Raw genomic sequence first — 13,287 nt, 5'->3', positions numbered from 1 at the left:
AAGCTGAAAAATTTTAAAGCGTTTAGTTGCTGCAATACTTAACTATATTGATATTATTGAAAGCGTTCGTTGTAAAAATAGTAGTGGTTAATTTATATAAGACAGTACGGGTATTGTTATAAATACCCGTAGTTTTATTTTAAAAAGAAAGACTGACTTAACTTAATTTAACTCAGCTCTGTAAGCACTTGCTCTAGCACGTCTACCACTTTTGCTGTTTTAGCCACATCTAAAGCGTCAGGGTGAGGAGAGGCGAATTGTCCTCTATCATTATCAAAATATTGCCCTGTTGCCTCTGCAAACTCATCAGCTAACGCTGCGCGAGTTAATATATCTGCGCCAATCGATAAGTCGCCACCTGCAACGCCGTATGCTTGTTTGACCATTTTACTGCCAAGCATTGATGCTGGGTTAACTGCCACAATCATTGGGCCTGTTCCTTTAATCGCTAACCCTAAATGGCGTGACCACATCGTCAGTGCCAACTTACTTTGGGCATATACGGTTGAGTCAGACAATGGGCTTGGTTTAGCCATATCATTGGCAGAAAATGCAGCCTGTGCTGCAGAAGATAAGTTAACGATACGACTACTTGAATCCATGATAGGCAGTAATAATTGGCTTAATAAATAGGGCGCATAAGTATTAACCGCATAACGTGAATCTAAGCCATCTAGGGTAATTAATGTGCTTGGGTTATAAACCCCTGCGTTATTAATTAGCACATCAAGGTGATTATGCTTGGCTTTGATTTGTTTAGCCAAAGCTCTTACCTCTTCCATGCTCGATAAGTCGGCAACATAAGACTCAATTTGTGATTCATCTGCCGCTGTTGCTAATAGATTAACAACGTCAGTCAGTTTATTTGGATTACGGCCATGTAATAACACCTTATGACCTTCAGCAATTAACATCTTTGCTGTTTCTAAACCAATGCCATCGGTAGAGCCGGTAACAAGAATCGTCTTTTGCATGATGAGTTCCTAGTGATTAATAAGTTACGGGACTGCCTTTAAGGTTTCATTTTTAAGACTTCAAGGCTTAAAAATTGATGTTTTATAAACCTAACGCCCGCACATTCAATATATTAATGTTAGCAGGTATAAAGCGATTGATAAGCGAGAGTTCAGTAGAATTAGTTTATAGGTTTTGTTAATAATAGAGGGCGTGAGTAAGCTTTTATTAATCACTGTAGACTAGATGTTGGCCGCATTTTTGATTGCAAATATCATGTTAAAGTTTATGCTAATCCTTTTCGAAAGCTGTGCTGATACTTATGACCGTTTCAAAAAATTCCAATGCCATTTCTATCGTAGTTGTCTTAATTTTACTGATTGCTGTTATCACAGCGGTGATAATGATTAATCAGTCTAATCAACATAAGGGGCCTGCAGTATGGAGCTCGTTTGTGTATAAAAATGGCTATACTTCAGCTGCCTACGAAATGGACACCGACTTCACCGATTATCAGTCCTGCAAAGTTCACGCTCAAACGGTATCAGCTAAATATGATAATGCGCCGTGGCAATGTGGTTCTCAGTGTCGATTTGACTCAATGCGCCAAGGCTTTGAGTGTGAGTCCATGATGAATGACTAGGGCGTGCCAGCGCATTTATTTGGCCGGAAACAATCTGTGTGATGGCGCGTTAGCTGAAACTTGAAATACTTGTTTCTGCTTATCCTCTTGCCGAGTGACACTCATATCAATCACTTGTTCACTGAAACTTTTACCAAATAATTGATTCTCAAATATGAGGGGATCTTGACTGTTGTTGAGTTTGAACCTGCCCATAACGATGATTTGATCTGATGGCTGTTTAGGAGAACCATGTGAAGCCAATGAAATGATCAACCCTTGCAGAGGCAATGGTCCGGTAGCATCGCGTAAACTTACCCGTTGTAGAATGATGCGGCTTATTTGTTGTCGATGCTGTTGTAATTCATCAGATGATAGTTTTCCGTCATTATTTTGATCAATGCTCAGGTTCGACATTGATATATTGCCGATTTTTTTATCAACATCATCAGAGCCATCAGCAGCATCAGCATCATAGAGATCAGCAGCATCAGAGCCATGAAGTTCAGTCAGACTATTATCAAGAAAATGAAACGCCGACACCGGCAGTGATAGCACCATAAAGGCACCATCATCGACTAAGTTAATTGTGCCATGTTGGGCCACCATCATATGTGCCTGAACAGATGAGAATGTTAATCCACTCAAGGTGATACAAGTAGTGATCCCTGCAGCGAGTTTCTTTATTAATTTCATGTACTCATACTCTTAATAGGTTTTATGCTTGATGGCTCCATTGACTTCATCATGATGCCAATAGTTAGACAGTTATTTACAGTTCACCTTTTACACAACGTTGAAAGTAGGGGTAGCTGTCAGTGGCATAGTAATGATAAATGCCATCAGGAAACTCAGGAGTGACCCCAACACGGCCATTACACTCATCCAAATCACCAGAACCTGCTACGTACTCCCAATCTTGCGCGAATGTACCCAATGGATATATGTCGCTTGATGGTCTGCTACTGCTGGCGTTGGTCACTAACTGATAACTGCCTGTAATGGTTTTAATGGCAGAACTGGCATCGTCTGCGATGCTATAGCCGTAACGAGCATAAATAGGAAAGCCATCTGCTGCCCAGCCGATAATGGTCATTTTATCGCTGCTACCACCTTGTAAAGTGACGAAGCCTTCTGGCATGCCATGGTAATGGTATTCACCGCCAGGTTGAACATGGGCGTTATTGTCATCGGTGCCAAAGTTGAAACTTGATTGGCCCAATGCTTCAATATTCCAGTTGCCGTCATTGCCAACTAAACTGCAATCATCACCAGAGTCATCACAAGTGCCTGCGGTGCTCGCATCAATTTTTACCCCATTAAGTACATAGCCTAAAACACCTCTGGGGCCACCAAGGGTTGTAGCAGTGTTACTTTCTTCAGGGGTTAAGGTGTAACTGGCAGAAACATCTTGCTCATAAATGCTGTTTGGATTATTTGCATTAGGAAATAATCCCACTTCATGATCAGGGATCCCATTAGCATCAAGCAAGCGTTCACCTTCCTCGCAAGTCCACTCGGCATTACTGGTGTTATAAACCGATTCAGATTCGTTATAGGTGCTATTTACATAATCACACAGCACACCATCTGTTGAACCTGTTGAAGGCGTTTCATTATCAGGGTCGTCTCCAGAATCATCACCAGAGTCATCTCCTGAGTCATTATCAGAGTCATCACCTGAATCATCAGTAGAGTCGTCTGGAGTGGTGATAACTTCATCAGCATCTTCAACAACAGCAGTATCATCATCGCTACTGCCACAAGCCAGTAATGTGCTTGTGATGAGTACAAATAAGGCTGACTTTATTAGGCTAATTGAGTGTTGCTTGGTCGGGGCAAAGAGTTTCATGGCAAGGGCTTCCACTTGTTATAAAAAGCAATTTATAAATAGGCAGTTATCAAGAGCTGTTTACAAGCCTCTAGGTACAGAGGTCTACTTGTTAAGCGCTTGCTTAATTGAGTTTGGTTTATCCTAGCGTTAAAAAGTGCAGAAACGGTGCAGAAAATGAGGGGAAACAGCGTGATTGTTACTTAATTGTTGCGGGTGGTTTGATTAGATTGATTTCCTTTAATACTTACATATGTTTTTTGATTTAAAAATTATTAGCAGTCGAAATGAGGGGAAGAATATTTCCTATGAAAAATAGCGTATCATGCGCGTTTTTATTTTGATGATCTTGTTATGCGCCATTTAAAAACCAGCCACCACCCCGACACACCTAGTCAGTTTGTTGCTCAACAGCAAGACTCAATGTTAACTCGCCGAGCTGCGAGGGCAATTGTACTGCAAGGTAATACTATTTTAATGCTCTATACCGAGCGTTATCATGATTACACTTTACCTGGTGGTGGGGTTGATGATCATGAAGAGGTTGAGCAAGGTTTAGTACGAGAATTACAAGAAGAAACTGGCGCTAAATCAATTCGTAATATTAAAGAATTTGGCTTGTATGAGGAATATCGCCCTTGGAGTCGCGATGGCATGACATTGATTCATATGTTGTCATATTGCTATACCTGCGAGATAGATAGTGAATTGGGTGAAACCCAGTTTGAGTCCCATGAGATTAACAATGGTATGAAACCCGTGTGGATGGATATTGATGAAGCTATCCAACATAATCTCGATACCATGGCGAACAGTGACAAAAAAGGCTTATCCATTGAGCGTGAAACTTTTTTACTCAAATTAATTAAACAAGAGCTGCTCTAATAAGCTGTAGAGCAGACGACAAAAAATAAGATCTTGATAACAAAACTGTGTAAAAGTTAATAAATGTACTTATCAGTGCTATTTATGTTGTAGTGGCGGGTTCATGGTTGGAGTATTATCGGCCTTCCTTTAACTATTTCATATTTTTCCAATAGATAAATATGATGTTGTCAGTGAATATTTGTTATGAAATACCCCATTCAACGCGGTTTTACTTTAATTGAACTTGTGGTTGTTATTATTATTTTAGGTGTACTTGCGGTGGTTGCAGCCCCTAAATTTATTGATATTAAATCCGATGCCGTTAAGGCGAATTTAAGCAGCTTACAAGGCAGTATTCAATCAGCTAATTCGTTAGTTTATTCAAAAGCGGTTATTGGCTCTCAAGAGACACTTGATCCCGGTGAGATTGATCATAACGGCATCAAAATATCGACTACCCTAGGTTATATCACAGCAACTAACGTTAACTTACCTAAAGCTATAGAAGGCTCGTTCGCTCAGATGGCAGGAGCAACTGATGAATTTAGTGAAGATTGGGGGATTTACAATATTCCAAACTCTGGCGTGTATATATTTCCTCAAGGTTATGACATAAGCAGTAATTGCTCATTGCACTATTTGGTTGATGGTAACAATTCAGAGCCCGCTTTCTATCAAATAACTGATACAGGTTGCTAAATTTGCCTAAGTTTTAAAAAGCCTGAAATGCTTATTTCAGGCTTTTTTTTGGATAGTCATTTTTATTTAGGCTTTATTGGCAGGATAAAAGTAAAACGGTAATCAATTATTTAGTAAATAATATATGAGTCAATGCTAAAAATACCTATTTCGAGGTATGCTAATTTAGTATAAGTTAATGATCTGGCTCACAAATATTGATGCGTAATTGTAGCTCTTTTGTAACATTGTTCTAGATCAATTATTTCATTTCATTTCACCTTTATAACATCACTCGAGATGATGAAATAAAAGGATTACAATAAATGAAATTAAGTACCCTCACATTAGCCGTTCTTGCCAGTTTAGCGACTTCTACGGCCTATGCTGAAACTGAAACTGTTGACCCATTGAAAAAAGCCTTTATCGATGACTCGTCAGTGAATGTGCAATTTAGATTGCGCTATGAAGATGTCGATGTTGCCAATGTGGATCAACAAAACCAAACCACATTACGCACACGTTTAACTTATCAAACAGGTGATATATATAATTTATTTGCAGTAGCGGAAGTTGATGATGTTCGCTCTACGGATAATGAACCACTGATCGGTGATTATAAATATACCCAAATCAACCAAGGTTTTATTGGGTATAAAGGCCCTGCTGAAACGTTAGCTAAATTAGGTCGCCAACGCATATTATTAGATAACCAGCGTTTTGTTGGTGGTGTGGGCTTCCGTCAAAATGAACAAACTTATGATGCGGTTTCGATTAAAAACACCGCGATTGAAAACTTGACGGCTTACTATGCGTATGTCGCTAATGTAAATCGTATTTTCCCTGAAGGTTCAGGTAAAGAAGAACATGAAAACGAAACCAGCTTAATCAATATCAATTATAAAGGTTTAGAGTTCGTTAATTTAACCGGTTATGGTTACTTGATTGATAATACTGATGTTGCTGCCTTTTCTACTGATACCTTTGGTATTCGAGCTGCGGGTAATATCAAATTAGATGCGCTGAAAGTCAGTTATGAAGCTGAATATGCGCAGCAGTCTGAAGGGGGGGATAACCCTGTAAGTTACAGCGCGGATTACTACAAGTTAGGTGCGGGTATCGATTTTGACGCCTTTGGCGCAAAAGTGGGTTATGAAGTATTAGGTTCTGATAGTGGTAAAGCTGGCTTTATTACACCATTAGCAACACTTCATGCCTTTAACGGTTGGACTGACAAATTCTTGTTTGGCGGAAAAGGTAACTGGGATAACGGTTTAGTCGATACCCATGTGATCTTAACGGGTAAAGTTGCCGGTCTTAAATTACTAGCCAAATATCACCAGTTTGAATCAGATTATGGCGATATTGATATGGGAACAGAGTGGGGCGTTGCTGCTACTTACCCATTTGCTAAGCATTACAGCTTAGGTGTGAAATATGCCAGCTTCAGCGGTGCAGATGAAGGCTATGACTTTTCAAATGATACCGATAAATTATGGTTAACATTCCAAGCTAACTATTAATGCTAAGCGGATGAAACATCTTGCAGTCACTACTTTGGGTGTGTAGTGACTGTTGTAACTCCCCCCCCCACCTAGTTTGCAGGAATCTAATTGATTCCTGCTTTTTTATGTCTAAGTCTTAAACAACTTTGGCGTGAAAGACTTCAGTTGGCTGAACGAGTTCAGCTTGAGCAGCAATGGTTTGTAGCTCCCACTCTTGCCTTTTATGGGTTTCTTTTAATACCCCATAACAAGCGTTAGTGGCATGTTCAAATGCTGTTACTGCGCTCATGTCTTGTAATAGCCCCCCAGTAAACAACGCTGATATTAAATCCCCCACACCAACAGGCTGGCGGTTAAATTCAAGCTGTGGTCGCTGGGAAATATACATGCCATCTGCAGTGGCTAACATCATGGTAAAGGTGTCATCAGCAATAGAGTGCAGGTGCTTTACTAATACGATTTTAGGTCCTAGAGTCAGTGCTTTTTCGCAGGCGAGTTTTGCTTGTTCTAGGTTATTGATTTCCATGCCTGTAAATTGAGTTAATTCAAATTGGTTAGGCACAATGACATCTGCGATAGGCATGACATCATTGATTAATTGCTCAGTGATCCCGTCTGCCAGAATGCAGCCTTTTTCAGGATCGCCCATCACAGGATCGCACACATAAATCGCAGCAGGGTTTTGTTGTTTTACACTGTTAACGGTATGGATAATTGCCTGGCATTGTTCTGCAGTGCCTTGATAACCTGAAAGTATCGCTTGGCAATCCGCCAGTTTACCTATGTTGTCGATACCTGCCACAAGTTGGTTGATGTCGTCAGCAGAAAATGCACGACCTTTCCAACCTTGTTTATATTGGGTGTGATTTGAAAATTGCACCGTATGAATAGGCCACACTTCCATGCCCATGCGCTGCAGAGGGAACACGGCAGAACTGTTACCTGCATGCCCAAATACCACGTGAGATTGAATTGAAATAATACCTTTCATGTAATGACCTATTATAAGTAAAGTTGTGATGAACAATGCGAGCACAATACTGGAAGAATGCCGTGCTCTGACAATGATGGTGCTGGTTAACGTTAGCTTATAAAGGCTTACGCGATTGATTTCAATATGGCTAATGATAGTCTGTGATCTTGAATAGTCATAATCCTTGTTGATGGATGAAATCCACCAGTAAGGCTTTCTTATGCACAAGGTTTTATGAAGATTCTTAGAAAAGCTATTCGAGCATACAAACACGCCAATCTAATGATTGGCGTTAGTATTTACAATAGTATTGATGGTTATTACTGGTAATAGTTTTAGTAATAGTTTGGCACTAGTACTGTCACGATTACTGTCACGAGTACTGGCTCAGTTTAGTGAGCCAATACAGGTGTTATTCATTACGCAGTAGCTGCTTGAAACTCAGTAAAGTAATCGTTCAATACTGAGCGTGTTTCACGGCCAATTAACTCGTATTCGTGATGAGTTAAGTTTGCTAAAGAAACGCGTACTGATGGATGCACCACGTCAAAGCCTTTACCTGGAAGTAAGATAACTCCCGTTTTGTGAGCTAAACGGAATAGGAAGTCTTTGCCTTTACCGCTGTCTTTAAACCATTCAACAAACGCTTCACCATAAAGTTTGCCACCTAAAGTGTCTAGCTCTAGTAAGGTGTAGTAATCAACACGGTCGACATTTTCTTCAACTTCAATCCCCATGTTTTTGTATAGGGTGATGTAACGTTCACGGATAATGCGTTTACAAGCTGCTTTGTAGTTGTCTTCTAAATCCATTAAGCAATTTAAAGAGAACAACGCCATTTGAACTTGCTGTGGTAATGCTAAACCCGCGGTGTGGTTTAGTGCTACCGCACGGCTATCTGCAACGATACGGTCGATAAATTTAATGCTACGTGGATCAGGAGTGATCGTTTTGTAGCGGTTATCAAGCTCTAGCTGATGAGCTTCTGGTAGGGCACGCATAGCATCATCAAACACATTGCTGTGATGGATACCAATGGTGCCTAAACGCCAGCCGGTTGCACCGAAGTATTTTGAGAATGAGTACACACATAAAGTGTTGTATGGCAGTTTTGCAAACAGTGACACAAAGTTGTCTGCAAAGGTGCTGTATACGTCATCAGTAATGATAAATAAGTCACTACGCTGTGTGTTTACAAAGTCAGTTAAGCGGTTCAGTGTATCGTCAGAAAATTTCACTGACGCTGGGTTTGCTGGGTTAACCACACAAAGTAGTTTGATATCAGTATCAGCTAATTTTTCAATTTCTGATTGCGGTAACTGCCATGTGGTTTCATCAAGGCGAATTTCAACGATTTCTAGATCGTACTCAGCAAGCTCTGGAATTTCTAAGTAAGGGGTAAAGATTGGCGTGATAAGTGCCACTTTGTCGCCTTTTTTAAGCAGACCATTGTTTGCCATTGTGGCGAAGGTATAGGTCATTGACGCAGTGCCGCCTTCAGTCGCAAACAAATCAAAGTCAGAATTCATTGGCAAATCACCATACATTTCTTCGCCGATGTACTGTTTTACCACTTTTTCGATGTTAATCAGCATACGTGAAGGTACAGGGTAGTTACACGCAAGGAATGCGTTAACAAATTCATGTAAGAAAGATTGCTTTTCGATGCCTAAACGGTCTTTGGCATAGCTAACCGCTTTTTGTAAAAACTCAACGCCTTCACGGCCTTGGTTCGCTTTAGCAAAAGTATCGAAACGGGCAACCACACCGTCACCATCTGGGATACCGCCAAACCCTTCATTGAGGTATGAGTAGCTGCGCTCTGACTCTTCTAATGCAAAGTCACCTAAACGAAGGAACGCTTTACGTGGCAAGGTGGCTAAAAAGTTTGGGTTACCACGGCCAGCATCTAACAAAGTGCGATCAGGCACTGCTTGTGCAACTTCGATAAGTTTATCTTTCAGTTCAAATGGGCTTAAGTCGGCAAATTGTGTGAAATCGATTGCCATTAGGTCGTTAGTATTTTGCTTGTTCATAGTATGTACCTATTGATATTTTAAAATCTGATTATTGGCGAGTCAGTTGAGTGAACTCACTCGCCGAAATGTGTTTTGTTTGAAACTATTACGTTGAAAAGTCAGGTTGAAGCTACTGAGTTGAAATGATGCCGACAATGATTGGGCCCCAAAGGGTGAGCAATACATTGGCAATGGCATAAGTCACTGTGAAAGCAAATACTGGTGTCGCGTTGCCTGCTTTTTCAAGTAAGGCTGCGAATGCTGGGTTAGCGCTGCGGCCACCAGAAACACAAGCTAAAGCTTCAATTGGATTCTTAATTTTCAATACGTAATAAGAAATAAAGAATGAAATGATTTGTGGAATAATGGTCACTGCCATACCCAAGAACAATAAAGTTAAACCGTGTTCTTTCATGGTATTAATGGCTTCTGGACCTGCTTGTAGACCAACAATGCCGACAAACACCGCTAAACCAAAATCACGTAAGAAGTTAGATGCACCTAGAGGTAGTGAGCCAATAGCAGGTTTACGGCTACGTAACCAACCCACGAATAAGCCTGAAATTAAACAACCTGCGCCTGAACCAATTGTGACGGGAATACCGGCAATTTCGAAACTGATTAGACCAATTAGCAGACCTGCAACCATACCTAAACCAAAGAAGATAAAGTCGGTGGCAAAGGCTGAACCTAAACGTTTACCAATATTTTTCTCTACACGGTTAATGTCTTTAGCGGTGCCCGTTAACTGAATGATGTCGTCTTTAGCGACGATAAAGTCAGCATCAACATCTTGTGAATGACCACCACGAATAATGTCTGTGACATAAACACCACGGTAAGTATCCGCATTGGCTTTTGCTTTAACTTCAGCAATGGTTTTACCCACTAAGCTGGCATCTTTAGCAATAAGCTGGCGATTTTCTTCAATTAAGTTGATGCCTTTTGGCATAGCGACTTCGCTGGTTGCAGTGCTCATATAACCTGCAATTGCTTCACGGCGGCCTGTGACAATGACAATGTCGCCAGCTTGAATTGTGATGTCTTTATCAAGCTCAATGGCATTACCGTTACGGTCAATCATTTCGATAGCGATATCGAGCAAATCTTTATTGATTTGTTGGCTGGTGCGGCTAATAAAATCGCTGCTGTCATCAATTTGATAGGCACGAGATACCAGATCGCTAATAGCGTTAAACTCACCAGGTGCAAGCTCTGCTTTACCGTCTGACATTTTTTCAGCAAGCTTAAGTGCTTCGCCGCGGATGTCCCATTTCATAAAGGTTGGAATCAACCATGACACCATTAATATTGGACCTAATGAACCAAAGATGTAGGTCACGGCATAACCGACTGCTACGTTGGTTTGCATCAACTGTTTAGCTTCTTCGGTGACGTTACCTAGCTGTGATATAGCATCACCTGCTGTACCAATAATGGCTGATTGTGTTAAGCCACCTGCTGCAAGACCTGCAGCTGTGCCGCTATCAAGATCAAACATCAATGCTGCAGCAAGTACACAGAGTAAACCTGTGACTGTCATGACAACCGCTGACAATAAGATATTGATGGTTTTGAAGTTAAGCGCACTGAAAAATTGTGGCCCACCTTGATAACCGACTGCGTAAATGAATAACGCGAAGAAAATGGTTTTTACACCTGGATCTATTTGTACTCCAAATTGGCCAATTAACACGCCCATGATTAAGGTTCCTGCTACGCCACCCAGCACAAAACGGCCGATGGTGATTTTACCGATGAGGTAACCTAACGCGAGTGTAATAAATAAAGCGATGTAAGGAGATACGGCAAATAGATTTTCGATAATGCTCATAATATTTGCTGCCTAAAATTAAATTCAAAAGTGAATAGTCACTGGTTAATTTGAACCATTTACTTATTCACTATTAAACTGAATGTGAGTGATAGTTCGTGGTTTCGGCAGCAATATTAGGGCAGGAAACTAGACACAATTAATCCCATTTGATGGATTAAACCCTTCATAGTCTTATGTTATGAGAGAAAGTAGAATAGTTTTATGTATTAGGTTATTGATTTTTATGAGCAACTAGAAGTGAGGCTCCTAGCGAGGAGATTATTTTATTTGAGCAAGATTTTGTGAAAACATCCCTTAAGAGATATGAAAAGAGGTGAGTCGTGAAGCCGTATTCTATTCAGACCGAGTGAAAAGTGAAAAGTGATGCGGATACAAAAACGGCTTAATGGTAAAACCCAATAAGCCGTTTGAAGAAAAGTGAGTTACAAATAAGTTAGTCTAAACCTTTAGGGTAGGGATACTCTGCAAAGATATTGGAAACAATCTCTTTAATTGGCGCAATTTGTTTTGAGTATGGTGCCCATAACGCTATAGGGACACTAACATGATCAAGCAACTGTTCAGATTTGAACGTAACGACTTTTTCTTGGTAGCTTGGTGATATGGTCACTAAGCTAGGCAGTAAAGCCCAGCCAACATTCGCTTCGAGTAGTTTTAGTATTAATGTCATTTGATCGATGATTTCATGATCTGAAGATAATATGACTTTTTGTTCCATGTCGTCATCGAGCATGGCTTTCAGTATTAACTGCTTTGATGACTTCATCATAGACATGGTTTTATTTTTAGGGGCAGTCGCCAAAGGGTGATCTTTACCTGTATATAAGTAAAAATCTAAATTCTTTAGGAAGGTAAAGTCGATACTATTAACCACTTTACTGTTGTAAACATTGACAATAGCCAGATGAATACTGCCATCTTCAATGCCTTTTTTGATTTCTGGTTTCGTGCGAACAACATAGTGCACTTTCATATTGGGAAACTCTTCCAGCAACTTAAGACGAATGTCGGTTAAGAGCCCTGGTGACATAAAGCTGCCATAAGCGATAGTAATAGATTCAAGCCCACCAAAAGATAAACTGAGCGCCACTTTATCGAAAGTCAGTGCTTGTTGAACCGTTGTTTTGGCGTAAGTGTAAAGCAGCTCACCATCTTCTGTTGCTTCGACACTGCGACCAACACGATTAAATAAAGCGACTGCGACCTCGTCTTCTAGGTTGGTAATCACTTGCCCAATAGTTGTACGGTGCTTATCTAACTTAACTGCAGCTTTACTAAATGATCGCTGTTCATAAACCGCAACGAATGCGCGTAATTGCTCTAAGCTAAAATTCATCGGGTATGGGCTCCATTTATCATTATTTCTGGTTAAGTGACTCGCCAAGCTACGTCATTTGATGCAGATTGAGAAAATTACCTTCAAGAGTCAGTGTAATTAAACCCTGTATCAATTGAAACAGTAAGTAAGCGTATTCAGTTGCTTATGAGGTATTTTTTTACCTGCTTTGCTCATACTCATCATTTGTTTTAACAAACCCACTCAAAATGGTTTATTTGAGCGATTATTGGCTCATTGAATACGATGTTCGTGCCTCACTAAATATTATTAAAGATAGTCTCTATTCAGTCATTGGTAAAAAGGGTCTGTCTTGGGTTCAAGTTTGATGGGTTACATCCTCTTTAAGCGATTACAACAAACATTAATCAATCGATACAATTATCGTCATTAGCAGTATTGCTTATTTTGTGATGCTGCTCCCTTTTTAGTTATAACTCGATTGGTGACACAAATGCCTCATGAATTTGCGATTGGAGAAGTGTACTTTCCGCCGCTGTTAATCGTTGTAATGTTAGCTTATTTTCTTACCGTCGCGGTTACATTTGTTGCTGGCAAACTCGGTTGGCAGCGTGTTATAGCGTTGCCAGCATTAGTTGAACTTTGCATGGTGGTGATATTTACCGTGCTATTAAGTCGATTTATCGCTTTTACCTAACTCATCAG

General features: G+C 40.3%; 12 protein-coding genes. 5 read left to right on the top strand and 7 right to left on the bottom strand.

All coding sequences use genetic code 11. The annotated features are described in order from the left end of the window. Positions 1 to 167: 167 nt before the first annotated feature. Positions 168 to 974: an SDR family NAD(P)-dependent oxidoreductase gene (locus Q4600_RS07845; protein WP_102529430.1), complete on the bottom strand. Its 807-nt coding sequence runs from the start codon at positions 972 to 974 to the stop codon at positions 168 to 170. A gap of 302 nt (positions 975 to 1,276) precedes the next feature. Between Q4600_RS07845 and Q4600_RS07840 the strand changes: the two genes are divergently transcribed. Beyond that, on the top strand, positions 1,277 to 1,597 hold the full coding sequence (locus Q4600_RS07840) for a hypothetical protein (RefSeq protein ID WP_102529431.1): 321 nt from the start codon (positions 1,277 to 1,279) through the stop codon (positions 1,595 to 1,597). 15 nt (positions 1,598 to 1,612) lie between these two features. Here Q4600_RS07840 and Q4600_RS07835 read toward each other — a convergent pair whose 3' ends face one another. After that, entirely contained in the window at positions 1,613 to 2,272 is a 660-nt protein-coding gene (locus Q4600_RS07835) for a hypothetical protein (RefSeq protein WP_303515001.1), read from the bottom strand. 76 nt (positions 2,273 to 2,348) lie between these two features. Continuing rightward, on the bottom strand, positions 2,349 to 3,428 hold the full coding sequence (locus Q4600_RS07830; protein WP_303514999.1) for a YHYH protein: 1,080 nt from the start codon (positions 3,426 to 3,428) through the stop codon (positions 2,349 to 2,351). A gap of 333 nt (positions 3,429 to 3,761) precedes the next feature. On the opposite strand from Q4600_RS07830, the gene Q4600_RS07825 reads away from it, so the two are divergent. From Q4600_RS07825 to Q4600_RS07815, 3 genes are all read left to right on the top strand, one after another. After that, positions 3,762 to 4,292: an NUDIX hydrolase gene (locus tag Q4600_RS07825; RefSeq protein ID WP_248955416.1), complete on the top strand. Its 531-nt coding sequence runs from the start codon at positions 3,762 to 3,764 to the stop codon at positions 4,290 to 4,292. Positions 4,293 to 4,478: 186 nt separating this feature from the next. After that, complete coding sequence (locus Q4600_RS07820) at positions 4,479 to 4,973, top strand: Tfp pilus assembly protein FimT/FimU (protein ID WP_303514996.1); 495 nt, start codon at positions 4,479 to 4,481, stop codon at positions 4,971 to 4,973. A 305-nt stretch (positions 4,974 to 5,278) separates the two neighbouring features. Further along, complete coding sequence (locus Q4600_RS07815; RefSeq protein ID WP_102529436.1) at positions 5,279 to 6,475, top strand: alginate export family protein; 1,197 nt, start codon at positions 5,279 to 5,281, stop codon at positions 6,473 to 6,475. Positions 6,476 to 6,593: 118 nt separating this feature from the next. Here Q4600_RS07815 and pdxY read toward each other — a convergent pair whose 3' ends face one another. From pdxY to Q4600_RS07795, 4 genes are all read right to left on the bottom strand, one after another. Next, positions 6,594 to 7,448, bottom strand: a complete 855-nt coding sequence (gene pdxY / locus Q4600_RS07810) for a pyridoxal kinase PdxY (protein ID WP_102529437.1) — start codon at positions 7,446 to 7,448, stop codon at positions 6,594 to 6,596. Positions 7,449 to 7,849: 401 nt separating this feature from the next. Continuing rightward, positions 7,850 to 9,466: a bifunctional aspartate transaminase/aspartate 4-decarboxylase gene (locus Q4600_RS07805; protein WP_303514993.1), complete on the bottom strand. Its 1,617-nt coding sequence runs from the start codon at positions 9,464 to 9,466 to the stop codon at positions 7,850 to 7,852. A 112-nt stretch (positions 9,467 to 9,578) separates the two neighbouring features. Next, on the bottom strand, positions 9,579 to 11,282 hold the full coding sequence (gene aspT, locus Q4600_RS07800; RefSeq protein ID WP_102529439.1) for an aspartate-alanine antiporter: 1,704 nt from the start codon (positions 11,280 to 11,282) through the stop codon (positions 9,579 to 9,581). A gap of 436 nt (positions 11,283 to 11,718) precedes the next feature. Continuing rightward, positions 11,719 to 12,621, bottom strand: coding sequence for a LysR family transcriptional regulator (locus Q4600_RS07795; protein WP_303514989.1), 903 nt, complete (start codon positions 12,619 to 12,621; stop codon positions 11,719 to 11,721). 454 nt (positions 12,622 to 13,075) lie between these two features. Here Q4600_RS07795 and Q4600_RS07790 point away from each other — a divergent pair, with 454 nt between their 5' ends. After that, positions 13,076 to 13,279, top strand: coding sequence for a DUF1656 domain-containing protein (locus tag Q4600_RS07790; protein WP_198589612.1), 204 nt, complete (start codon positions 13,076 to 13,078; stop codon positions 13,277 to 13,279). Positions 13,280 to 13,287: the final 8 nt, after the last annotated feature.

It is taken from the genome of Shewanella sp. 2_MG-2023, from assembly GCF_030548905.1.
GTDB classification, from domain to species: domain Bacteria; phylum Pseudomonadota; class Gammaproteobacteria; order Enterobacterales; family Shewanellaceae; genus Shewanella; species Shewanella electrodiphila.
Note: the sequence above shows the minus strand (reverse complement) of the source record. Positions and strands in the feature narration are given on the sequence as shown.